This window comes from uncultured Paraglaciecola sp. (assembly GCF_913058035.1).
Classification (GTDB): domain Bacteria; phylum Pseudomonadota; class Gammaproteobacteria; order Enterobacterales; family Alteromonadaceae; genus Paraglaciecola.
This window is the reverse complement of sequence record NZ_CAJXPA010000064.1, coordinates 1-23,983: the sequence shown is the minus strand read 5'-3', so window position 1 is coordinate 23,983 and position 23,983 is coordinate 1. Positions and strand designations below refer to the sequence as shown.

Genomic DNA, 23,983 nt, shown 5'->3' with positions numbered 1-23,983 from the left:
GATTAAACCAGGCGCCTTAATTGAAGTACAACTCTCGGTTGGCAATAATCTCAGTGTAGTGAGAATTCCTAGTGTAGCGGTGCGTTATGATGCGTTTGGCAGCTATGTTTTTATTTTAAATAAAGATAATAATGCAGACTGGCGTGCAACCCGTCAGAGTATAGAAGTACGAGCTAACGACAACAAAACTACAATTGTCACCTCTGGCCTTAACATTGGTCAGACTATTGCCTCTATAGGATCATCCAAATTACGTGAAGGTTTATTGGTTAACGTGGCCGCTTCTGTTGCAGGAAACGCTCTTGATGAATAAGACCCAGGGTGAATTACTGATTAGCGAGGAAGACACAAAACCCTCTATTATGGATGTGTTTTGTCGCCGTCCTGTTGTGGCTATTGTTCTCTCCTTAGTATTAGTGTTGGTAGGTATCCGCGCCTCAGTTGACTTACCAGTTTTGCAATTTCCTAAAATCGCTAGTGCTTCATTAAAAATTACGACCCCTTACATTGGCGCTTCCGCTGACGTAGTGCAAGGCTTTATCACCGAACCAATCGAGAGAGCAGCTGCGTCCGTGCCCGGAGTGGATTATATCGATTCTAATACTACTCTAGGTCTAAGTACCGTTAACGTCTGGTTAAAGTTAAATGAAGACAGCACAGATGCATTGGCCGAACTGTCCTCACGACTTGATCAAATTCGCTTCGAGTTACCTGAAGGTGCTGAAGATCCTTCGGTGCAAGTTGTCAGAGCAGACAGACCTTTTGCGGTGTTTTATTTAAACGTTGAATACGATGAAGAAAATGCCGGAATGTCGCGCTTGGAAGTGACCGATTTTTTATCTAGGCGAGTGGTACCAAACTTATCCACTATTATTGGCGTGCAAAGAGTTGGACTTGAAGGCAGCCGTTCGCCAGCTATGCGAATATGGTTAGATACTAAAAAAATGGCAGCATTTAATGTTGCCGCTGATGATGTAGCCAATGCATTGCGAAGTAACAACCTCATCGCCACCATGGGCGCAAGTGAGAACAATCAGCAGCGTATTGCTTTAATGACCGACAGCTCTTTGACCAACGTCGACGCGTTTAACCAACTTATTGTGCGTGAGGAGAATGGCGCACAAATTCGTATTAGCGATATCGCCAAAGTAGAATTGGGCGAGGTAGAAGGTCAAGTAACCGCACGTTTAGACAAAAAGACCAATGTTTTTATTTCTGTGTGGCCTCTACCTGGTGCTAATGAGATTGATATTGGCGATAGGTTGTACAAAAAGCTTGAGATTATCAATCAAACGTTGCCTAAAGGACTGTCTATTACCAGCGGTTTTGATGGCACGCTGTATATGCGTAATGCTCTCAAAGAAATCTTCATTACCCTTGCTGAAACCATCGTTTTGGTAGGCATTGTGGTAGTGGTAATGATGGGATCTTTTCGTACTGCTCTGGTACCACTCATTACTATTCCTATTTCGATTTTGGGCGCAGTGGCGGCCATGACCCTAATGGGGTTTACACTTAACTTATTGACCGTCTTAGCCATAGTATTATCGGTGGGGCTGGTGGTTGACGATGCAATAGTGGTAGTAGAGAATGTCGCGCGTTATATGCGCAGTGGCATGAGTAGGATGCAAGCTGCGCTGATCAGTTCACGACAATTATTAGCACCGATTATCAGCATGACCATCACTTTAGCTGCTGTTTATGCTCCTATAGGTCTATTGTCTGGGCTAACAGGTGCTTTGTTTAAAGAGTTTGCTTTTACCCTCGCAATTGCCGTATTGATTTCAGGTTTTGTGGCGGTAACGTTGTCACCCATTATGAGCGCCTATGCCTGTCCTGAAGGCGGTAAAGAAGGCAAGTTCACTCTGAAAATAAATGCAGGTTTTGCACGTTTGCAACTTTGGTATGGTAAATTGTTATTACGTACTATTGATTTTAAAGCACAAGTATTAACTGGAGCAGTGTTTCTGGCTTTGTTAAGTGTGCCTTTTTATCTGCTGTCGCTCAAAGAACTGGCGCCCACTGAAGACCAATCAAGTATCACCGTCATTGTCGAAGCAGCGCCCGAGTCATCTTTGCAATATACCACACAACATATGGACGAAGTGGTAGACGTGATGAATCAACTCGAAGGTAGTCAGTTTATGTGGCAAATTATTAATCCTGTTGGTGCTTTTGGTGGGGTTGAATTTGTGCCATTAGAAGAGAGAAAAGAAAGTGTCCAAGAGATATTTTGGAAGGCTTTTGGTGCATTGTCATCAGTACCCGGTTTAAAGGCTTTTCCGGTATTGGACTCTGCTTTGCCCACATCTGGTAATTTTTCTGTTGAAATGGCAGTGTTAAGTACTGAACCCTACGCAGACATGAAAGTTTATGCTGACAAAATGGTGGCTGCGGCTATGGCCAGTGGTAAGTTTTTATTTGCTGAAACAGACTTAAAAATTGACTTGCCACAAGCTCGATTTTTATTAGATCGCCAACGAATAGCAGACCTAGGCATGGACTTGGCAAGTGTCAGCCGACAGCTAGATGTAATGTTATCAGGCAATTTCGTGAATCGTTTTAACAAAGACGGTCGCGCTTATCGTGTTATTCCCATGATAGATGAAGATCAAAGAGTGAATCCTGATGCCATATTAGACTTACAAATTCGTACACCAAGCGGTGCCCTTGTTGCTATCCGTTCCATCGCCAAGCTTGAAACCGAAGTGGCGCCCAGAGTGTTAGTCAAGTTCCAGCAGAAAAACGCCTTCCGTATTTATGGTGAGGTAATCCCAGGTACAACCAAAGAGCAAGGGTTGGGTGCGTTAGAACAAGCTGCGGCCGAACTATTACCCACTGATTATAATATTGACTATGCGGGTGAGTCTCGGCAAATTCGCTTAGAGGGCAACTCACTCGAAGGTGTGTTACTGGTGGCTTTGGTGTTTGTGTTTTTGGTCTTGGCAATCCAATTTAATAGTTTTCGCGACCCTCTTGTGGTGTTGCTTGGCTCAGTGCCGTTAGCACTGGCAGGGGCGATGATGTTTACGTTTCTAGACTTCACCACTATCAATATTTACTCTCAAGTGGGCTTTATTACACTGGTGGGGTTAATAGCTAAAAATGGCATTCTGATCGTGGAATTTGCTAATCATATGCAGATACAAGGGTATGCAAAGATTGAAGCTATTCAGCTTGCCGCACAAACAAGATTACGCCCCGTATTAATGACAACGGCTGCTACAGTACTTGGGCATTTCCCCTTGGTACTTGTAACAGGCGCAGGGGCTGAAGCCAGAAACAGTATCGGCATAATTTTAGTCGCAGGCATGTTAGTTGGCACTATGTTCACACTTTTGGTATTGCCGAGCGTGTACATGGTTTTAGCGTCAAATCACTCAAAAGATAAAAACGCTAAAGGCTCTAATGGTGAAGGGGTCATAGAAGTGGAAAGCGCATGATGATGGGTCTGCCAAACGCTTAATTGCTCTTTTAGCTTTAACGGAACTTGTTAATGCTTTTTAAGCATATTTTCGACAGAATTTTCACCACACGAGTCTGTACTTAACGTTTTATTTATTTGGTATAAATTTTGACTGTAAGTGGCAGACTCAAATCGGCCAAGATTAGTTCGAAAAAAATTATCATCGACCGTTATTTTGTGACCAACGCTACTGTTACTTTAAGCTGTTGTTTGTGTTGCTTTGGTACGTTAAAGCCTAGATAAATGTGCTGTCTAGCTAGCTTGAATAATTTATTTTCGTTGAAAAGTTGTTACGTAAAGCCCATTCAATACTAGCCTGTCTGAAAACACTTAATTTGATTGGTGGCAGAAAATTAGAGTGTAAAACCTACTGAATCAATTATAAACATATGATATCGGGATTGATATCACCTCTGCATTTACGTCCTATTGTCGACTCGTGCCATATAATCAATCATTTTTAACGCTTTCATATGGCCTAGAGGCAAATCAGACATCAGTCTCATTTTATGCGTCAATACCTACTAAATTTGTATATCAACTTTTCTCATACTATGTCAAATGAGTAATTAAAAACGGGGGTCGCTTTAATTAGAATGATAAAGAGTAAAGTCAATGATTTATAACAACTCGTATTTGATATTCATCAATGGATTTATTCTTACAGGCTGGAGTTAGGCATCAAAGACATAAAACGAGGATCGTTTTGTAAGCGTTTCAAATCGGGGTCTAAAACAATAAATTGCTGGTAGTTTTGTTCTAGTGTCACTGCCTCTTGAAGTAGTGACACCGCTCGCTCTGTATCATCTTCTTGGAGTAAGGCTAAGGCTTTAAAATAGAGGATTTCAGGATTTCGTCGCGATTGTTCAATCGCTTGCTCCAGTAATTTCATTCCTTCTGCTTGCTTATCTAAATGCACTAAATATAAGCCTAATATCGCCCGGGTATGCCAATCTTCTTTATTAACTTGTAAATTATCACGTGCTAGTTCAGCTGCACGCTTATAAGCATACTGTGACTCTGACTCCTGCCCGGGAATAAAACGATAACTTTCAGCCAAACGCCCCCAAATTCTATGGTCCGTTTTTGCAAATCCTAACGCTTTTGTCTGCATATCCACGGCTTGTTCAAATTGCGCCGCATAATAGTAAAACATACCTAAATTGGTATAGGCTTGCCTAGAAGGATTTAATTCTAGTGAACGCTCGTATGCTTGCAGGGCTTTTTTAGTATCCCCCAGCATCCAATACGCTGACCCTTTACCGAGAAAGCCTTTAGATGAATCAGGTGTAAGTCGCGAAACAATTTCATACGTGTTTGCAGAATTATTATATTGTTTTTTTGTGTAATAAAAATTAGCTAATGCTTCATAGGCTTTCCAGTAGTTACGCTTTAAATCTATTGCACGTAAAAAAGCAATCTCAGCTTCATCAAATTCCTCTTTGGCTGAGTATACTTCCCCAAGTTCGATGTATGCATCAACGTCGTTAGGAGATATTGCGATAGCTTCAAGCAAAATTTCTTGTGCTTTTTGATACGAGCCACTAACGCGATATAATCGACTTAAAGCAACCTTAACATCACTATTGCTATCAAGATTGAGGTTTTGAGCTTTTTCGCAGGCTACTTCAGCATTGGTAAAATCGTCAATACCATTTGTAATGACATACAGTGCCAAGTTTGCTTCGCATATTCCCGCATATGCCCGCGAAAAAGAAGAATCTACAGACAATGCTTGATTAAATAGTTTGTTAGCGGTGCCAATACGCTCCGCATCTTGCGAACTACGTAGCTTTTCTAATCCTTGCAAATAAAAAATGTAGGCATCAATATTTTCTGATTGTGTTTGCTGTAATCGATTTTGTGAATCAACCGACAGGGCTATCTTTAATTCATTTACAACCGAAGATGCAATTTCTTTTTGAATTGCAAAAACATCATCAAGGTTGCGATCGTAAGATTTACTCCAAGCGTTAAATCCTTCTTTACCATCTATTAATTGAGCACTAATACGTATTCGATTACCTTCTCGTCTGACACTACCTTCGAGCACATGTCCAACGTTTAATAATTGTGCAACCTCACGAATATCGACTCGTTCACCCCGAAATCTGAATGAGGAAGAGCGGGCAGCTACATTAAGTTCACGAATACTTGATAAATGGTTTAAGATTTCTTCTGCTAGTCCATCAGCAAAATAATTAGATTCTGGTTGACCATCGAAATTTTCAAATGCCAAGACTGCAATTGAATTGGCAGGAAAGTCCGTTATATTTACATCATTTTTTGATTCAGATTCAGATTCCAGCGAAGCTGTTTCGGTAGCTGCAGGTTGAATTCTATCATTCAAAAATATCGCAAAGCCCCATGTTACCAAAATGACAAGTAAACATAAGAACAATGCCAGTGGTCTACTGGCTTTTTTCTGTTTTTGAGTGACCGCGCCTTCTACTTGCCACAAAGGTAAATCGAACATGACTCCGTGGGACTTAATATCGAGTATCCAACCTAAAAACACTACTGCTGGGAACCCAGATATAGAAATAATAATGAGTAAGCGTACGCCACCCTTTGGCAGTCCTAAAGGTTCAAAAGTTAGCTCTGCCACCTGCAACACTAACCAGCCAACTACGGCGTAAGTGATTACCACAGACACGATTTCTCGCCGACGAACTTCGGAAATTAATTGGCTAAAAAAGCGCGATAAGATAGGTGTCACTCCCTGATATTATTACATTCAATACCCATGTAATAAGATAAAAACACAATATAGTGTTTTAACTGTTATGAGTATATACTCAATTTTCAGTATAACCACAAAGTGAATTGGTCATGTCAGAATCAGACAACAGCAACGATAATGAGTCCGTAAGTAGTAATCAGGAAGATAACCAAACTGAAAACACAGAGCCTGCAGAAAGTTCTTCAGATGATCTTAATATCCGCGAAGTTGTGCGTCACACTCTTCCAGGCAGACCCGATACTCGTCGATAATGTGTAATAATATACAAAGTAAATACGCAATTATTGTGTGTTTACTTTTGCTCCCTTCTTAATAAGTTATAAAATGAGTTCTCATTTGTTAAACACCGCTAATTAAAAATCACAAATGCCAAATAACGATATTGTAGTGGCTACATGTTTTCCAAGAAAATGTTAGTCTTAATCCGGTGGATAGTACTCTGCGTTATTATGGAATTCAACCTGCGCTTAAGATTGAACCACCGATTTCTTACAAATATAAAACACGGTGAAAACCACACCTAAGTTTGCTTTGTTTAACCATCAAGTCTCCACAATATTCAGTTTAACCAACGTAAGTCTAATAAAATCGATGACTGTTAAATACACAAAGTATGAATTGATTTTATTTTGCTCAAATCAATTGAGATGATTTATTGGTATTAAGAATGTTTTCTTTCGATCACAACGCTGATCGTGACAAGTGTTTCCGTTATGCAGTGATGCTTAAAAAGCAGATTATCTGAATTTTACTAAGTCGATACAGCTAACTTTATTACCTCTTACAAAGGTTGAACTAACATCTAAGTTTGCGGCGGCATATTGTGAAAATGGGATAGTGTATAATATTATTCCTTGTGGTTTTTCTAGACGTTCAGATACTTTTTTGAGTCTCTTAAATCCTCTGACTAAGATATAATTTTTAGATGCATTAATTTAGGGCTGGAAATCAGGACTATTCGTTAGAAAAGTACAATATATTAACGCTTGAGGTATTTTATCGATTGAAACATTCAAATCAAAAACAGCAAGATTATGAATCTTGTCGAGCATGGCTACTTATCTCTATACTTTTTCTAACAAGTTCTTGTGTGAGTTGGCTGCAACCGACCTTAAATCAAGACATTGTTGAAATACAAGCTGGTGAATACAAGCTTGACAAAGACCACGCTGCATTATTATTTAAAATTAATCACATGGGATTCTCAAGCTATGTGGGGCGCTTTAATGAGTTTGATGTCAGCCTGGATTTTGATCCTAATAATATTGAAAACTCGCGCATTGAAGCGATAATAGATATGCGTAGCATCGACGTGAATAACCCCGAGTTTGCAACAAAACTTGGTGGTACTGCATGGCTCGATTCTCAGCGGTTTCCTCAAGCCGTATTTCGTAGTTTAGCTGTTAAAAAAACTGATGATGAACAGTTACTGGTGCGAGGCGAACTCACTTTTTTAGGTACCACAAAGGAAGTGACCATGATGGCGAAATTAAATGGTGCTGCCAATAATCCTCTGACTCGGCAGTATACCCTTGGCTTTACTGCCAATTTACGTTTTAAACGCTCTAATTTTGGTTTGAAAAAGTTTATTCCAGTGGTGGGTGACGAGGTAGACATCGAGATCCATAGTGAATTCCAGCGTCAATAAGATAGAAGGCTCTGGAGCTGAGCTTTTAGACAAACAATGTGATATTAACGATTTTTTCAAGCTATGGTTAATGTATGGGTTTTAGGATTAAAGGGTACGGTGGGTAAGAAAATAAGGAAGCCGCAGGTTGAGAGTAAGTGGCGAAAGTTACCTTAACACCTTGTTTTCACCTAACCCGATCAATCAATTAATACTCAAACGTTGATGATTAGGAATTCATTGCTTTATGCGACTGAGTTCCAAAAAAATGCTCCCAGTATACGTGTGGTGCCAATGAATGAAATGGTTGTTCGCGCGTCCCGTTCATGGGCCGACCAACATCAATTTGCACCATGACTTCTGGGGAACCTGTAACGTGTAAAACTATTGCTCAGCGTCGTCGATCATTTGACCGAGGTAAGCTGCAGCGCGTTGTAAAACGTCAGTATAACCACTGAGTTCATCGAAGCTTTTACGGATCACCGGCGCATGAGTAAACAAGCACGCGCAGAGCTTACCGCTTTTGTCTGTTATCGGCACAGCGATGGCGACCATACCATCAATGAATTCTTCATTATCTGTACCAACGCTGGTTAATTTTATACGCTGCAGCTGTGTTTCGAGTTTATCAGTATCAACGATTGTATTTCTGGTGTACTGAGTCAGGGCTAGCTTATTAATAATACTCTGGCATCTATCTTTAGGTAACGAGCTTAGATATAACTTACCGCTGGCAGTGCACCAACTGGGTGTATGACTGCCGACCTGAAGATTGACCTGCAGTGGCCAATCGGCTTGTACTCGGTCGTAATAAACCATCTCAGAACCGCTAGGGACGGCAATGCCACAAGTCTCACCAATTTCTTTTGTAAGCTGCTGTAATATAGCGCGGCGCACAGCGCTAAATCGCTCGCTGTGTAAAATGCCCCAAGCAATACTGTGCATCTTGGCGCCGGGAATGATGAGACCCCGCATGTTGGTTTGCACAAAACCATCGCCTTCGAGCTGGTTGAGAAGACGATGAATACTAGGCTTAGGAATATTTAACTGACAGACCAAGTCGGCTGGCGACATGGGTCGCTCAGCCTTACAAACTGCCTCAATAATCTGCATAACACGGCTGACTGCAGAGCCTTTTTCTCTTGTGCTCATTTGTGTGACTTAGCTCATGGTTGGCATAGAAAAAAGTGCACCTTCTCGAACACCAGCCGAAGGCCAACGTTGAGTGATGGTTTTACGTTTGGTATAAAAACGCACCGCATCTGGTCCATAGGCATGTAAATCACCAAATAAAGATCGCTTCCAGCCACCAAAGCTATGATAGGCCACAGGCACCGGTAAAGGTATATTAATACCAACCATCCCCACCTGAATATTATCTGAGAAGTAACGCGCTGCTTCACCGTCACGGGTAAAGATACACGTGCCATTACCGTATTCATGGTCGTTGATTAAGTCCATAGCAGCTTGCATGGTATCCACGCGAACGACTTGTAATACGGGCCCAAATATTTCAGCTTTGTAACTGTCCATCTCAGGGGTCACATCGTCAATAAGTGTGCCACCAACATAGAAACCATCTTCATAACCACTGATGCTTGGGTTGCGGCCATCGACTACTATGTTAGCCCCTTGCTGCTCAGCACTATCAATAAAGCCAAATACTTTGTGCTGATGCTGCTTGGTAATAACTGGGCCAAAGTCATTATCAGCGTCATGGCAGGGGCCAATTTTTAATGATTTCATGGCTTCTTGCATCTTGCTAACTAATAAATCTGCGGCTGTATCGCCCACTGCAACAGCCACTGATAAAGCCATACAACGTTCGCCCGATGAACCAAAAGCAGCGCCCAGTAATTGAGCAACGGCATTGTCCATATCAGCATCTGGCATAACAATAGCGTGGTTTTTTGCACCACCTAGTGCTTGACAGCGTTTACCATTGGCACTGGCTGTGGTGTAGATATATTCTGCAATTGGGGTGGAGCCAACAAAACTCACTGCTTTGATACGCTCGTCATTAAGTAGGGTATCAACGGCTTCTTTGTCACCATTAACCACATTCATCACACCATCGGGCAGCCCCGCCTCTTTTAGCAATGATGCAATCAATAAGGTTGAACTTGGATCTCGCTCCGAAGGCTTCAAAATAAAACAGTTGCCGCAAACTATTGCCATGGGATACATCCACAAGGGAACCATCGCAGGGAAGTTAAACGGGGTAATACCGGCCACAACACCCAGTGGTTGAAATTCACTCCAAGAGTCAACATTTTGTGCCACGTTTTTGCTGTGCTCACCTTTTAATAACTCTGGTGCACCACAGGCGTACTCGACATTTTCAATGCCGCGTTGTAACTCGCCAGCGGCATCATGGGTTATTTTGCCATGCTCTTCACCAATAAGTGCAATGATTTTCTCGGCATTTTTCTCAAGTAAATCTTTAAATTTAAACATCACTCGGGCACGTTTAATTGGTGGTGTGTTGCGCCATGCGGGAAAGGCCGCTTGGGCTGCTGAAATAGCTTGTTCAACGGTGGTTTTTGATGCTAGTGCGACCTGTTTGCTAACTTCACCCGTGGAAGGGTTGTAAACATCCTGAGTACGCTCGCCTTCGTTGGTCATCTGACCGTTAATAAAATGTCCTACTGTTATCATTATATTGTCCTCAAAAAATTGTTTTACCAGAGTTTACGATAGATTTGGATAATCTCATCAGCACTAGGTACACGTGGATTGTTTCCAGGTGAGCCGGAGGCCAATGCCTGTTCAGCCATCACCTGAAGGTTGTTAAAAAAGTGCTCGCGATCAATACCAAACTGTTCGGGAGTCGGGACTTGGAGTTCCTTATTGATAGCATAGAGTTCGTCCATTAGTTTGCTATTGGCAACTTCATCATTATCTATTTCACTGGCGACACCCATCGCCCTGGCACAGTCGGCATAACGTGCTGGTGCTGATGGAATACTGTATTCGGTTACCATCGGCAGCAACATAGCATTAGAAAGACCATGAGGTACGTGATAGAAAGCACCTATAGGACGAGACATACCATGCACCAATGCCACAGAAGCATTGGAAAAGGCGACTCCTGCCAGAGTTGCGCCAAGCATCATTTCTTCACGAGCTTTTTGGTCGCTGCCATCGTGAAAAGATTTACGAAGATTGGGTGCAATAAGCTTCATCGCAGCAATAGCCTGGCTGTCGCTGTAAAGGCTGGCTTTTTTACTGACATAAGCTTCCATTGCATGGGTTAGCGCATCAATACCTGTGTCAGCTGTGGTGCGGGCTGGCAATGTCAGGGTCAGACTATAATCCACAAGAGCAGCGGTGGGCATAAAGCCAATACCAACGCAGAGCATTTTTTCATCATTAGTTTCATCGGTAATAATGGTGACTTTAGTACATTCAGAACCTGTTCCCGCTGTTGTAGGAATAGCAATAATCGGCAGCCCTGGTTCGTTGACTATGCGAGGAAATTTGTAGTCGCGCATTACGCCGCCGTATTTTCCTAAAATGGCGATGGCTTTGGCGCTATCAATGGGACTGCCGCCGCCAATAGCAATAATACTGTCATAGTTACCGTCACGAACTTTATCTACTCCAGCTTGAATCGAACTCACGGTTGGTTCTGGTACAGTATCTTGAAATATATCAGAGTGAATAGAAACCGCATTAAGGCTTTCTTGAAGGCGCGCTACATAACCAAGATTGACCATCATCGGATCAGTCACGATTAACGGCCGCTTGCACCCAAGGTTTTTGAGAATACTGCCAGCTTCTTTACTGGCACCATCGCCCACTTGTAAAATGCGCGGTAGGATTATTTGTGTCGACATAGTCACTCCTCAGTTTTAGACATTAGTTGATTAAGCGTGGAGATTTTGCCACTACCTGCATAGGGACTCACAAGTGTCGAGGTGCAAAGGCCACAATTATTATTACCGAGGTAAAAGTCATAATTGGGTAGGTGCTTCTTAAGAAGCCGCTTAATGTTGCTGACATCGACTGAAATTTCCAGCTAACTAGTTATAATTTATTCGCTTAAAACGATACGAATCATATTGTTATTCATATAAAAGCTGAGTGCAAGCCCTAAATGTTGTCTCTTTTATGAACATGCTGCATTTAATTGATAAAAATCCATACCCCATAATAGATTTATTGAGGCTAATGAATGATTTACCCAGTGCGCCGAGCTAAATCTGCGGAGTATCGAAACTGAAGCAATCTGGGAGCAATTGTTCTGTATGGTAAGGTAAGCAGGCCACCAAAAATCTGAGACACGTGTTTTACCTCTAGAGGTACCGAGTTAAGCATTGACACAGAAAACCATAGGCCGAGTGATGAGCTACGAAGTCCATACTTAAGTGTGGTGACCTTATTGAGTTAAGGCTAAGGTAAAAATTAGCTCAAAATAAAAAGCAAAATAAAGAGCAAAATAAAGGATAAAGCAAAGTAGAGATTAAAGTAGACGGTAAAGTAACTAATCAATGAAGTGCCACAAACGGCAGTACTGATTACCGGTTGGCGCTTCGCAGTTTTAGACGTTGTGCATGGTATTTACAAGTCACTCAACAGCCAAGTCAATTTAGTCGATACCTCTCATAAATGTATTTACCATTTTGTACAGCGTTGTTTTATTTTATAAAAGACGGTAGCCGCGCTATTGATGATTGTTCAAGTCAATACTATGTGTCCCGAAAAGATGTTCTGCACAGCGGCTATTATCTTTAGTCTTTCCCATCGATATCATAGCTAACGTAAATATGTTTATGCTGCTATCTGCTATCTGTTATCTGTTATTTTTCATCAGTTATCAGGTTTATGTGGATGTTAAACAGGTAATATTTTGGAGTATAGCCAAGTAGTTGAGTATTGGCAGCGCTTACAAAATAGTACTTTATGAGCTTAAATATTGTTCAGATATGGCATGTTAAGCTAAGGCCAGCAGCTAATCTCAGACGGCGTCACATTTTTGACCAGACAGTAGTTTGTCTTTTTCTAGCCAGCGGTTATTCAACCAAGTTTCAATGTCATCAATTTTTGCAAGACTGTAATGCTCAAGAGTAATAGTAATCTTTGCTGGATTAGCACGAAGGCAATTCCAAATATGGACATTTCTTTGGTGATAATCAATGGTTATATCAACCAAACTGATGTCTGCATCTGCGTATTGCTTTATCATTTTTAAACCACCCGTTTTAGGTTTTAGCAGATGGAGATAGGGCACCTTTTGATTAACTCTTTTCGCTTCAGAGAAGCGTGTCCCTTCTGGAAAAATGAGCAGCGCGCCAGTTTCTTTACCATGGCCTTTTGATGCCTTCTGAATAATTGAAAAATCACTTTCGGCTTTGCTATTTTTTTTGCCGCGGCGTAACCTCGGAAAATTTAGCACCATGCATATCCAACCGATAACAGGTATCCAAACGATTTCCCGTTTGACTAAAAATTTAATAATGGGCCCATTGCCAGAAATAACATGCTGTACCAGCGGGATGTCGAACCAGGATTGGTGATTACAAATGACTACAGGCGTTTGATGAGTATTCGCTTTACCTTTGATCACTAACTCAATGCCTAATACCCTCTGCATCCAAAAAGTATCTAACGTTACTGCAATATGATAAATACGATCTGCTAAAAAGGTGCAGTATCGAGAAACAGCCGGCAATGGGATTAGCCAGCTGATTATCGAAATAGGCAGCAGTAAAGCAAAGCCAACTAAAAGGTTAGTAGTTACCCACAGTGATGACGAAAAGCTTATTAAATTTTTCATAATGATTTTTTTAATAGGTTTAAAAATAACATATTCAACTCCAGATTCTGTCAATGCCAACAATAAGCAGACCAAGACCCACTGTCCAAATCCCACAAGCCAACACATCGAATGCTGAGTATCTCAAACGTGTCATACCGCTAACGCCAGTTAATAGAGGTACGATACTGCGTATCGCTGTGATTAGTCGGCCAAACAATATTGCGAAGCTGCCATACTTTATTATTTGCAGTTCTGTTTTTTTTAAGATTTCAATACGATTCTGTGCAAAACGGGTGCCGTAAAACTGGGGACCCAGCCAGCGTCCTAAATAATAACCGCTATGATCACCAACTACAGCTCCGCAAAAAGCCAGCGTAAGAATTTGGGACAAGGTAGCAATCTGTTCAACATACAAAATTGTACAGGCCGATAAAAGAATAACACCGGAGACAAAAAATCCTATTCCAACACATGATTCTAGAAAAGCTATCAGGGGAATAATTATCAAAGCATATTGTTGGTGTTTGAGTAACCACGATGTTATGAACTGTTCGATTTTATTTACCTGTTTTTGAGAAGGATTTTGGCATCATAGGTAGGTTTACCGTGTGTTGCTTAACTCAGTGGTCAGAAACCAATATTGTGGGCCACTGTCAGTTTCACAATATTGTAAGAAAGTAATAACGCGAATTTTAAGTAGTTTGAAGTCTTCGGCATATATGGCATCACTGATACGTTATCACGTGTTTTCCACTTGACGAATACATGAGAGTCATTCTTGTTTTGACAAACGATACGATAGTCCGACTTGAAGGGCTAGTTAAATTAAATGTTCCATTCAATTTCAATCTCAATTTCAATTTCAATCTCAACCTCAACCTCAACCTTAAAGTTCTAAACACTCATTCGATTGAAAGAAATTATGAGGGTTATGGACGGGTATACAACATAGCAACGTTGCAACGTTGATAGTTTTTCCCGTATTCGTTCATAATAGTTTTGTCGTGAACAAAGCCATTTTTTTCGTATAAATGGATTGCGGACTCACATTTTGAATTGGTAAGTAAAAACAGCTTTTTAATGCTTAACGACTGAGCTTCATTAAGCACATGTTGCAGCAATATCTCACCTATTTTAAGTCCTCTTGCTGATTTTAATACACCCATTTTGGTCAACTCAAAGTTGTTGTCGCCTTTGTACCAAAATGCACATGTGCCCACGATGCCTAGCGAGGGATGGCCAGCAAACCATATTTTACCCCCTTTATCTATTATATGGCTTTGTGGATCTTCGAGTACTTGTTTATCTATAGTTTCTAACACAAACATATCGTCAATCCATTCTTTGTTTATGATTTCAAAGTGATGGGCGAGGGCTGGTTCAAACGACCTAATGACGACTTCATTTTGCATTGCGGCCTGGTTCATATAATGGCACGTCCGAGAAGCAGTGATTGACTTGAAAATGATTCTTCAAGTAACAGCATGAAGCGATAAAAATCATGGTTATTCTCAGTACATAAATCCACAGCTGCTTGTTGAATCGCGTTCCAAACTAGTTTCATTTGTTTCAATTGCTTGCGGCCTTTTGCCGTTCAATATTCGTAACCAACAGTAGCATGCTCCACCTAATCCAATAGTAAGTTACTTTATGAGATATAAGTGGCTTGCTCGAACTATAAGGCCATTAAAGGCAACCACTTGGGGTTAATGTTCATACTAAACTCTTGATACACATCCGAGGCGTCGGCTAAAACACATTCACACACACGTTTTAAACGAGCACCAAGAGCAAGATCTGCCAGTATATTTAAGACATTCTGTTGCATCTAACACTCTGTTATAATTAACATAATTTAATATATAAGTAATTATGAAAAATACAAGAGACTTACACCTAAATTGTTTCTTGAGATTAATAAGTGCAGTTTTGTCAGTTGTTGACGCACTCAATACTAGGCTAATAGCACCCAATTGCTGCCAAGATAAATAACTTAAATATCGTTGGGGTTGGCAGACGCAGGCGTTTAAACAAGATGTGCATGCACTTTATTGGTAACAGAACCTTATCTTTTGACCATTTTTATAGCTAAACATCTACAAAGGCCTACTTATGTTTTAAGGCACTAGTAGGGTAACTAAATAACACGTTTAACTTTGCTTTAAACCCTTTTGTTTTGAAGGTAGTTGTAGCTAAATAAGTCCATTGATGAAAAGTAATGGTAATTGGGTTATTGCTATCTAACTGACCAATGATCCCGTATTTACAGGGTTTTGATGCTTGTTCCTCGGCATAAGTACCAAACAATTTATCCCAAATTATAAGCACCCCTGCAAAGTTCTTATCTAAATAACCTTTGTTAATGGCATGATGAACTCGGTGATGCGATGGCGTATTGAATACTTTTTCAAACCAGCCTAGTTTATTCACAGCTTGGGTATGCACAAAAAATTGATATGCCAAATTAAGTGCCACAACCGAGAATACAGTGATGGGGTCAAAGCCTAGTAATATCATTGGCATCCAAAACACCCACATACCTGCAATGGGGTACATCAAGCTTTGTCTAAATGCAGTCGAAAAGTTCATTTTTGTAGAACTATGATGCACGATATGTGCAGCCCATAACCAATGAATGTGGTGCGAAGCTTTGTGAAACCAATAATATAAAAAATCTTGCAATATGAAAGCAAAAAAAATACTGATGACTGAAATGTCTATATCAAACAATCGATACTCATAAAGCCAATAAAAAAACGGCATTAACACCAGTAGAGCAATTGCCTCTGCGCCTTGATGCATCAGTGCTAGTGCTGTATTGGCCAAGCTATCCTTTATATCGTAATAGTGCCTATGTTTAACAAATTCATAACTGATAAACATAAAAAATATGGGACTCAGTACAATTAAAATTATTTCTATTGTCATTCAGTATCACCTTTGAAGTACATCGCTAATTTTCTAAGTGCCTGAAAGATATATTTTTTAACGAAAAAAATTACTACAAAATCAGGTGTCCACCATGGCGCTTTACGGCTTATGTTGCAGCTAACTTCAGTTATCGGCGGTGTTAATAACTTTGGTATATGGTTATCTGTATAAAAATATATATCGCCACTGTGATGGGAAACGGGTTTTCTGCCCATTATTTGATAACTAACATAATAGTTTTCTGCAGTAATAATCTGCTTTTGAAATTGACTGCCAAGCATACTGACTAGGCTGATAGAGCCATTGACAACACTTATATCAGCTTCATCCTGTGTTTTTAAGAGTGAAAACGTGGCATGAAAAAATCGATTTAAATGCTTATGTTGAAGCAAGGTATCTATGACCTGTGAAGGCCTTACGTCATGAATTTGTTTTAAGCTTATTGAAATCATGTTTACAACAGCAACTATTAATCATTAAATTAGCATATAAAAAAATTCTGTGGCAGGATTGCGTTTACGCGACCATTTTTTAGCTTTAGGCGACAAATGAGCACACTTGCCGATCATTACTTTTCAAGTTGTCTTGATTACCTTGAAACACTTGGACTCAGCAGTCAGGTTGTTTTGTTGGCGATTAATTTTAACGAGTACAGTAATAAACAAGCCCAACAGCTTGCGCCTCGCATTAGTTTAACCAGCTATAATGCATTGCTGGATTATGCACAACATACCTTAAATGAGCCCTTGTTTGGCTTTAAACTTGGCCAGCAAATTCGTACTGCTGATTTTGGTGTATTGGGGTATTTAATAGAGTCGAGTAATAACTTAGCAAGCGCAATTTCAGCCCTTCTTAATTATGATAGTTTGGTAGCAGACATAGGTAAGGCGCAGTTTGAGCAGCAAAGTGATATTGCTGTTATTCGATGGTTACCTCATTCAAGCTGCAACTCTCAGGTTATCTTACGTAATATGACCGCTTGGGTCGGTGTAATTAGGCAATTGCTCAACTCGCAGTTATCGCCTAGTACAATTTACTTTACTTTTTCTTTGTCTGATACTGAAAAAAATAGACTAGCTAACTGGTTTAATTGCCCAATTGAAACTAACGCCCAATATAATCAAATTGAATTTCCCAGTAGTTATTTGGCGCTACCTTTTAAAACTGACAACACACAAATAAACCTTGTACTTAAACAAGTATCAGAGCAACAATTATCGCGGTTTCAGAGTCAGCAATTATTAACTGAAAAAATCAATCATTTACTGATGGCAAAAAGTGATTTGCACGATTGCAACTTAATACGCACCGCAAACGCATTAAACATGACTTCTCGAACTTTACAGCGCCACTTAAAACGAGAACAAACCTCGTTTGCTGATTTGCTTCAGAGTGAACGCAAAAGACGCCTTCAGCTGTACATTGGGAAATACGCTTTAAGTACGATTGCTATTAAGCTTGGTTTTAATGATCAAAGTTCATTTAATCGCGCATTTAAACGCTGGTATGGATATAGCCCACTATATTATGTGAAACATAAATACATGCTGTAGAGCATTCTAAATTAGCGTGATAAACAAAGCGTGATAAACAAAGCGTGATAAACAAAGCGTGATAAACAAAGCGTGATAAACAAAGCGTGATAAACAAAGCGTGACAAATAAAGCGTGATAAACAAAGCGTGATGAGTAAATTCTATGAAGGTGCTAAAACTAAGCGTTATATTCAAGCCTGTTGTGTCAACAATTCCAGCAATACCGATATGTTATTGTATTAAATCAAATATCAATAAGCCGCTGTAAAAGCACAAACTTGATATTGAACAGATAACAGATAACAGATAACAGATAACGAATAATGGTATCCATGTTCACCCAAACGGGTTGGTTGTAATTTCAAAATGTTAGTTCGAGATACAAGCCAGCGAGTTTGGGTTTTATCGGGTTAGATTTTCTTGTGACTACCATCACACATTGGCTGGGACGCCGTCGCTTTACAGCCACAAAAAAACACTTTCTTGGATTCGGTTGCGGTGAACTTCACGGGTGTAAAACCAGTGCCACCATGAGAACCATCACAAAAAGGTTGTTTCCCACTTTTACCACAAGCACACCAAAAGTAATTTTTACCTGACTCCACGTCTACTGCATATGGCGTATCAGATGCTCGAATTGCCTCACTCATAATAGAATCCTCATAATTGTTGAATAACAAGCGCCACGAATACTGACACATATTGGGTACTGTTTTTAGCTACTTTTTAGTCAAACTGAGATGATTTTAATTTAATGGCTGCTTTGCATGGTTAGAAAGATTGTTTGAAAACAGCGGCCTTGTCTCGCCTACTTTCATTGTCCATAAATTTTTGTCGAGTAAACCATTACCATCTCCTGACTTTTTAAAGCGTATAGGAGGAGAAAATATTGGCTCGTCTGACAAACTACTGATTGTTCCCCAGTGTGAAGCAATCAAAGTCTTTGCTCGGACATCTATTCCTATGGAAACCGCTTCTTCGGGAGTGGTATGTGACATCCACATCAACTCCCTAGGTTCATAAGCCCCTATGGGCAAAATAGCATAATCAAACGAGCCATATTTATCACCGAGACTTTTAAATATGGTGTCTGAGTACCCTGTATCGCCAATAAAAAAAATCCGTTTTTGAGCACTATTAATAACCCAAGATGCCCATAACGTTTCATTATGATCAGCTATACTTCGAGCAGAATCGTGTACTGCGGGTTCTGCAGTCATTTCTATTCCTTCAACAGATACCGATTGTCCCCAATCTAACTCAGTGACCTTGGTATATCCTCGCTCGATAAAAAAAGGTTTAAGCCCTAAAGGCACCACTATATGAATATTATCTTTGTTTTTCAGGTTACTAACCGTTTCATCATCCAAATGGTCGTAATGGTTATGTGACACAATCACAATATCTATTAATGGCAATTTATTGATAGGGATCGGTGACTCAACAAATCTTGTTGGTCCTGCCCATGAAACCGGACTGGCGTATTTTGACAAAAAGGGATCTGTCAAAATCGTTTTGTTAGCGACCCTTATGAGAAAACTAGCATGCCCCAACCAGGTAATGCTGTCGCTTTTAATTGAATTTAGAAGCTCAGTCGACTCCCACTCAGACAGTGTATGTCCATCAGGAATATCAGGAACAAATACTGAGCTCCATACCCTTCGGATATAGAAAAGTAAGCCTTTAGGCGCCGCCGTTTCCACAAACGGATAGTTTTGATATCCACTACTAGTGTGATGTGTTGGTTTATTACTGGATGAAATTGACTGTGGATGTTCAAAGGGTGTTGAGGTACACGCAAACAAGATAGCCAATACTAAAATCATACAAATAGACACATTCGTGTATTTCATTATCTCTCTCTAAAAATGTAGTCATATTAGTATTTGGAAAGGTCATATTTTTAAATTTTCGGCTATCATTATTTCATAATGTGGATCCCGTAGTACACATTATAAATATGAATTTTAGATGTAAATAATATTTTTATTAGGGGAGCACTTCAATCCTTAACTTCGACTTTATAAACGATTCAAGACTGCCGCTGAGCAACTTGCAATTGCAGTTTAAAGCAACTAGGCATCAATCTCACTAACATAAAACCGGTGTTTACTATCACGGAGTAAGCTTTAACACCAATGTTCGCAATCTGACCTAACGTTGAATTATTAGTAACGTCACTCACCACATTGTTTCAAGTTGCGTTTTGTTTAAAGTTGCGTTTTGTTTAGAGTTGCGTTTTGTTTAGAGTTGCGTTTTGAGCATTACCACCAGTGGATCCTATAACCCGAGACGAAGTATCTCCAGCATAGTCCGTTCCAGCTTCGCTTTTGACTCATTCTATTGTTATTCCAGCCACAGTATTTCCAGTTATGTTCACTTCAGTACTTAACTTAGTGCTATTGATCACGCTAACGTGATACTTCATTATCGGCACATTCTCACCAACACTATGCAAATAGCGCTTTTCTAAGTTATTACTGCTTGTGTATTCAACTATAAGCACGTTGCCATTATATGAAAATGAAGTAGTTGTGCTGTTCATCGTCATAGAAAACAGTCTACCCACTGCATCATATTCAAAACTGGCGGCGTCTTAATATTTACCAGCGGTGAGAATATGGTTTTCGTCATCAAACGTGGAGGTGTTAAACCCATAATTCGTCAGATTGCCATTATCATCAAAGCTAAGGGATTTATTGTTGACCGCCTTATATTGATTGAGATTATTAACTATATGCTTACCTATCAAGTTTTGGTTACCTTGATACTCGAAGGCAGAACTCTTTTTTTGTATCGAAGTAATCTGACTAACTGGGTTGTAGGTTAAAACAGTGGTTACATCATCTGCGTTGTCCGCAAGCTCATATGTGTAGCCGTTAAGTCTGAATATTTCATCATACTCAAAGTGAGTTGCTGCACCTGTAATATTGTTACATCCAATGGATTAAAGGCTAAATTTTTTCTCTTAACTGTTTTCTTTTCGTTGATAATTTTGCATAGTTAGATCGAAGCGAATTTGAACATTGAATTTATTAGCTTAGGCGGAAGCCATGAATGACTTGGATGTTTATTAATAATAAATTTTAAGGGTGATTGTTTAATAGCAACAATCACAAATCACATATATAAAGGAATAGTAATGAAAAAAAGTTTGCTAAGTCTAAGTATTATAATCCTTGTGGGTTTATCTGGTTGTTTAGGTGGAAACACACCAGAGCTTACAACAGTTGAAGAGCCAGAAGAGGTTGTATTAGAAGAGCCCTATGTGCGTGTGGTGTTCAATCCAGCAACTGGCGATTTGAACATCCCCAACGATTTTTTGATGATACCCAGTGGAAACTTTTTTGATTTCACTTTAAATACTGAAGCTGAAGAAACATTCGATGCTGGTAACCCTCAACACGCCTTAAGTGCACTTGATGGTTGGTCAACTCAGTACCCATTCTCTATAAGAGTATCCTTGCCTGAAGGCATGGATATAGACCCAAGCTCTGTATCAGCAAGTTCCATCAGGATCTTTGAGGCCACTCAAGCGTTAGAAGGAGACTCTGCAGTTTGTCAAACCTTAGCCGCTGAAATTGGTGCACCTGGTGTTCCATGTGACCTAGGTGAAGAAGTTCAATATGGTGTGGATTTTGTGGCGTCATATACTCCGGGTTCTGGTGCAATATCAGTGGTACCTCTTAAACCTTTTAAGTCTTCTCAGGGGTATATGTTGGTTGTTACTAATGATTTGACTGCAACGGACGGTAGAATTGTAAAAGGCTCAATTACTTGGGAGCTAGCCCGTCAAAATATTAATACTAATCCTCTTGGTTCAGCTGATTTGTTGCAGTTACAAGGGTTAGTCAACTCCCTTGTTAATGTGCTTCAACCAGCAGGTTTGGAAACAAATGATATTTCTTATGCCGCTTATTTTTCTACACAGTCTGTGGGTGACGTAGTTGCTTCAGTTAAGAAAATAAATATTGCCTCTTATGCTCAAGCATACGCTGGTGCTTTTGAACAGGCATTGGCCAGTGGTGCCGTTCTTGCAACGGCAGACCAAATAGCTAAAACTTTTGCCTCTCAATACTTGCCAAACATTCACACAGTATTGCCTGATTCTGCAGGTAATGCATTTGAAGCATTGGCACCTATCTTGTTACCTGCAACTGACTTAGCGGCTTTAACTGCTGTTGGTTTAAATACATGCTCAGGTTTGATGGCTGCGATAACGGCGGGCAGTACTTCCCCTTTGTTCGAGACCGCTTCTGAAACCTTTGCAATTGCTGGTCCATATTGTGTGACCAGTATCGTTTCTGGCGATGTGGATTTACCTTACTATTTGAGTACAACTGCTCCGTTAACTGATTGGTGGAAAGCCGCCTGTACAAGTGGTGCTACATTGCAGGCTTTGGGTGAGGAAAACGTCACTAACTTGCTTTTAGCTGAACAAGTGGGAGCAAATAATGACTATTGTCAGTTGGTTTCACAAGGGCAGCTATATGACTTAGATCTGACTAGCCTAGGTATGGACGATCCTAGAAATTTAACCAAAGTAAATCCAATTCCCCAAGCGAAAGGACGGCAGATAGATGATATGACCACTTCATACAATGAAGCGGGTACTGAGTCTGTTTCTGTTCAATTTACTGTACCAAATGAGTCTGTTATTGCCGTTTTGTCGGCTTTAAATGGCGGGGCTACCCCAGCCATAACTAAGCCAGAAAGTGGTTGGCCAGTAGTGGTGTTTATGCACGGTATTACCGGTGGCAAAGAAAATGTTTTAACATTATCGGCTGCATTGTCCCTAGGCGGTTTTGCTACTGCTTCCATAGACCATCCATTGCATGGAGAACGTGGTTTTACATTAGATGATGGTACTGTTGTTAATGCCTCTAGTCCGGCACTTACTGATTACTTGAACTTTTCTAGTTTGTTAACTGCCAGAGACAACTCACGTCAAAGCATGGCTGACATATTAGCTTTCAGATTGTCTTTAAACGCAATTATTGACACGACAGGGTTAGTTGACTTGGATTTATCTAAGGTTCATTTTATATCCCATAGTTTAGGTTCTATCACTGGCACCGGTGCTTTAGCTATTGCCAATGAAACTTTAGGTGCTGAATTAGCCGCTTTTGACAGCATGTATGCCTTTTCAAATGCCGCATTAAATGTGCCAGCGGGGGGAGTACCGTCGTTTATTTTAGAATCAGCAGATTTTGGCCCTTTAGTAAGAGGTTCTTTGTTAGCCGCATCATCCGAGGAATTTGCTTCCTTTTTAGCAACATATGCAACAGCTAATAGCTTATCTTTTGAAGAAGCAATACGACCAGCCTTTACTGCTTTTGAACAGTCAATAAATACACAACAATTAGCTGCTATTAACGCGACATTCTCTGCTTTTGGATTTGCTGCTCAAACTGTCCTCGATTCAGCTGACCCGGTAAACTATGCGCAGAGTTTAAGTGAGACCACTGGTGTATTGGTACAGCTACTGGTTGGAGGCGGTGTGAACGATGATGGCTCTGTTGGTCTACCTGATCAAGTTAACCCAATAATGACCTCACTTCCATTAGCTGGAGGCCAACCTCTTGTCGATTTAATGGGCTTACCAAAAGTATCGCAAACGTCAAGTGGCAGTGGTGTCGTTTATTTTAATGCTGGAGATCACTTTTCTTTATTAAGTCCAGCGGTTAGCGCCGATGTGACTCAAGAAATGCACGCTCAAGCCGTTTCATTTTTTGTTAGTGATGGACAAAGCATCGTTATAGCGCCAGACAGCATTGTGGTTGAGCAATAACAAATGTAATCAATTAAATTTATTACAGCCAAGTTAACCACTTGGCTTTTTTTATTTTTGATCCTCACTTATGCACAAACAGTTTATCGGAGTAAATAAGATTAGGTTTTTATATGAGCAATAATAAGTC

The 23,983-nt window shown here is 40.2% G+C and carries 18 protein-coding genes and 1 pseudogene; 7 read left to right on the top strand and 12 right to left on the bottom strand.

Annotated elements, in window-relative coordinates; all coding sequences use genetic code 11:
* Both QZ562_RS10285 and QZ562_RS10280 read left to right on the top strand, forming a co-directional pair.
* Positions 1-313 (top strand): annotated as a pseudogene (locus QZ562_RS10285) (efflux transporter periplasmic adaptor subunit); the annotation flags it as partial.
* On the top strand, positions 306-3,443 hold the full coding sequence (locus QZ562_RS10280; RefSeq protein WP_293759600.1) for an efflux RND transporter permease subunit: 3,138 nt from the start codon (positions 306-308) through the stop codon (positions 3,441-3,443). The pseudogene QZ562_RS10285 and the gene QZ562_RS10280, both read left to right, overlap by 8 nt.
* A gap of 684 nt (positions 3,444-4,127) precedes the next feature.
* Here QZ562_RS10280 and QZ562_RS10275 read toward each other — a convergent pair.
* On the bottom strand, positions 4,128-6,122 hold the full coding sequence (locus QZ562_RS10275) for a tetratricopeptide repeat protein (protein WP_293759598.1): 1,995 nt from the start codon (positions 6,120-6,122) through the stop codon (positions 4,128-4,130).
* Positions 6,123-6,298: 176 nt separating this feature from the next.
* Here QZ562_RS10275 and QZ562_RS10270 point away from each other — a divergent pair, with 176 nt between their 5' ends.
* A complete protein-coding gene (locus QZ562_RS10270) occupies positions 6,299-6,460 on the top strand; it encodes a hypothetical protein (RefSeq protein ID WP_293759596.1) in 162 nt (53 codons plus the stop codon).
* Between the two features lie 752 nt (positions 6,461-7,212).
* Positions 7,213-7,857, top strand: coding sequence for a YceI family protein (locus QZ562_RS10265; RefSeq protein WP_293759594.1), 645 nt, complete (start codon positions 7,213-7,215; stop codon positions 7,855-7,857).
* A gap of 363 nt (positions 7,858-8,220) precedes the next feature.
* On the opposite strand, the gene QZ562_RS10260 is transcribed toward QZ562_RS10265, so the two are convergent.
* The 9 genes from QZ562_RS10260 to QZ562_RS10220 all read right to left on the bottom strand — a co-directional run bounded on the left by QZ562_RS10260 (position 8,221) and on the right by QZ562_RS10220 (position 16,980).
* Positions 8,221-8,988: an IclR family transcriptional regulator gene (locus QZ562_RS10260; protein ID WP_293759592.1), complete on the bottom strand. Its 768-nt coding sequence runs from the start codon at positions 8,986-8,988 to the stop codon at positions 8,221-8,223.
* Between the two features lie 9 nt (positions 8,989-8,997).
* Positions 8,998-10,494 carry a CoA-acylating methylmalonate-semialdehyde dehydrogenase gene (locus QZ562_RS10255; RefSeq protein ID WP_293759590.1) on the bottom strand — a complete coding sequence of 499 codons (1,497 nt, stop codon included), beginning with the start codon at positions 10,492-10,494 and terminating at the stop codon, positions 8,998-9,000.
* A 23-nt stretch (positions 10,495-10,517) separates the two neighbouring features.
* Positions 10,518-11,675, bottom strand: coding sequence for an iron-containing alcohol dehydrogenase (locus QZ562_RS10250; protein WP_293759588.1), 1,158 nt, complete (start codon positions 11,673-11,675; stop codon positions 10,518-10,520).
* A gap of 1,121 nt (positions 11,676-12,796) precedes the next feature.
* A complete protein-coding gene (locus QZ562_RS10245; RefSeq protein ID WP_293759586.1) occupies positions 12,797-13,615 on the bottom strand; it encodes a 1-acyl-sn-glycerol-3-phosphate acyltransferase in 819 nt (272 codons plus the stop codon).
* 34 nt (positions 13,616-13,649) lie between these two features.
* Complete coding sequence (locus QZ562_RS10240; protein WP_293759584.1) at positions 13,650-13,988, bottom strand: VTT domain-containing protein; 339 nt, start codon at positions 13,986-13,988, stop codon at positions 13,650-13,652.
* A gap of 538 nt (positions 13,989-14,526) precedes the next feature.
* Positions 14,527-15,024 carry a GNAT family N-acetyltransferase gene (locus QZ562_RS10235; protein WP_293759582.1) on the bottom strand — a complete coding sequence of 166 codons (498 nt, stop codon included), beginning with the start codon at positions 15,022-15,024 and terminating at the stop codon, positions 14,527-14,529.
* Positions 15,025-15,272: 248 nt separating this feature from the next.
* Entirely contained in the window at positions 15,273-15,425 is a 153-nt protein-coding gene (locus QZ562_RS10230; protein WP_293759580.1) for a hypothetical protein, read from the bottom strand.
* 278 nt (positions 15,426-15,703) lie between these two features.
* Positions 15,704-16,525, bottom strand: a complete 822-nt coding sequence (locus QZ562_RS10225; RefSeq protein WP_293759578.1) for a sterol desaturase family protein — start codon at positions 16,523-16,525, stop codon at positions 15,704-15,706.
* Positions 16,522-16,980 (bottom strand): SRPBCC family protein, encoded by a 459-nt coding sequence (locus QZ562_RS10220; protein WP_293759576.1) that lies wholly within the window; start codon positions 16,978-16,980, stop codon positions 16,522-16,524. The genes QZ562_RS10225 and QZ562_RS10220 overlap by 4 nt, the downstream gene beginning before the upstream one ends.
* 96 nt (positions 16,981-17,076) lie before the next feature.
* Here QZ562_RS10220 and QZ562_RS10215 point away from each other — a divergent pair, with 96 nt between their 5' ends.
* Positions 17,077-18,081: an AraC family transcriptional regulator gene (locus tag QZ562_RS10215; protein ID WP_293759574.1), complete on the top strand. Its 1,005-nt coding sequence runs from the start codon at positions 17,077-17,079 to the stop codon at positions 18,079-18,081.
* 391 nt (positions 18,082-18,472) lie between these two features.
* Here the strand turns inward: QZ562_RS10215 and QZ562_RS10210 are convergent, their stop codons facing one another.
* Both QZ562_RS10210 and QZ562_RS10205 read right to left on the bottom strand, forming a co-directional pair.
* The gene (locus QZ562_RS10210) at positions 18,473-18,712 is read right to left on the bottom strand and encodes a CDGSH iron-sulfur domain-containing protein (RefSeq protein ID WP_293759572.1); all 240 of its coding nucleotides are present in this window, start codon (positions 18,710-18,712) and stop codon (positions 18,473-18,475) included.
* A gap of 96 nt (positions 18,713-18,808) precedes the next feature.
* Positions 18,809-19,915 carry an MBL fold metallo-hydrolase gene (locus QZ562_RS10205; protein WP_293759570.1) on the bottom strand — a complete coding sequence of 369 codons (1,107 nt, stop codon included), beginning with the start codon at positions 19,913-19,915 and terminating at the stop codon, positions 18,809-18,811.
* 767 nt (positions 19,916-20,682) lie between these two features.
* Between QZ562_RS10205 and QZ562_RS10200 the strand changes: the two genes are divergently transcribed.
* Both QZ562_RS10200 and QZ562_RS10195 read left to right on the top strand, forming a co-directional pair.
* Complete coding sequence (locus QZ562_RS10200) at positions 20,683-20,892, top strand: hypothetical protein (RefSeq protein WP_293759568.1); 210 nt, start codon at positions 20,683-20,685, stop codon at positions 20,890-20,892.
* Between the two features lie 312 nt (positions 20,893-21,204).
* Complete coding sequence (locus tag QZ562_RS10195) at positions 21,205-23,853, top strand: VolA/Pla-1 family phospholipase (RefSeq protein WP_293759566.1); 2,649 nt, start codon at positions 21,205-21,207, stop codon at positions 23,851-23,853.
* The last annotated feature ends 130 nt before the right edge of the window (positions 23,854-23,983 follow it).

Bases quoted from the DNA above. Each gene is read 5' to 3' on its own strand.
- QZ562_RS10280 (WP_293759600.1), top strand. From the start codon at position 306: ATGAATAAGACCCAGGGTGAATTACTGATTAGCGAGGAAGACACAAAA.
- QZ562_RS10270 (WP_293759596.1), top strand. From the start codon at position 6,299: ATGTCAGAATCAGACAACAGCAACGATAATGAGTCCGTAAGTAGTAAT.
- QZ562_RS10260 (WP_293759592.1), bottom strand. From the start codon at position 8,988: ATGAGCACAAGAGAAAAAGGCTCTGCAGTCAGCCGTGTTATGCAGATT.
- QZ562_RS10255 (WP_293759590.1), bottom strand. From the start codon at position 10,494: ATGATAACAGTAGGACATTTTATTAACGGTCAGATGACCAACGAAGGC.
- QZ562_RS10250 (WP_293759588.1), bottom strand. From the start codon at position 11,675: ATGTCGACACAAATAATCCTACCGCGCATTTTACAAGTGGGCGATGGT.
- QZ562_RS10245 (WP_293759586.1), bottom strand. From the start codon at position 13,615: ATGAAAAATTTAATAAGCTTTTCGTCATCACTGTGGGTAACTACTAAC.
- QZ562_RS10235 (WP_293759582.1), bottom strand. From the start codon at position 15,024: ATGAACCAGGCCGCAATGCAAAATGAAGTCGTCATTAGGTCGTTTGAA.
- QZ562_RS10230 (WP_293759580.1), bottom strand. From the start codon at position 15,425: ATGCAACAGAATGTCTTAAATATACTGGCAGATCTTGCTCTTGGTGCT.
- QZ562_RS10225 (WP_293759578.1), bottom strand. From the start codon at position 16,525: ATGACAATAGAAATAATTTTAATTGTACTGAGTCCCATATTTTTTATG.
- QZ562_RS10220 (WP_293759576.1), bottom strand. From the start codon at position 16,980: ATGATTTCAATAAGCTTAAAACAAATTCATGACGTAAGGCCTTCACAG.
- QZ562_RS10215 (WP_293759574.1), top strand. From the start codon at position 17,077: ATGAGCACACTTGCCGATCATTACTTTTCAAGTTGTCTTGATTACCTT.
- QZ562_RS10210 (WP_293759572.1), bottom strand. From the start codon at position 18,712: ATGAGTGAGGCAATTCGAGCATCTGATACGCCATATGCAGTAGACGTG.
- QZ562_RS10205 (WP_293759570.1), bottom strand. From the start codon at position 19,915: ATGAAATACACGAATGTGTCTATTTGTATGATTTTAGTATTGGCTATC.
- QZ562_RS10200 (WP_293759568.1), top strand. From the start codon at position 20,683: ATGGTTTTCGTCATCAAACGTGGAGGTGTTAAACCCATAATTCGTCAG.
- QZ562_RS10195 (WP_293759566.1), top strand. From the start codon at position 21,205: ATGAAAAAAAGTTTGCTAAGTCTAAGTATTATAATCCTTGTGGGTTTA.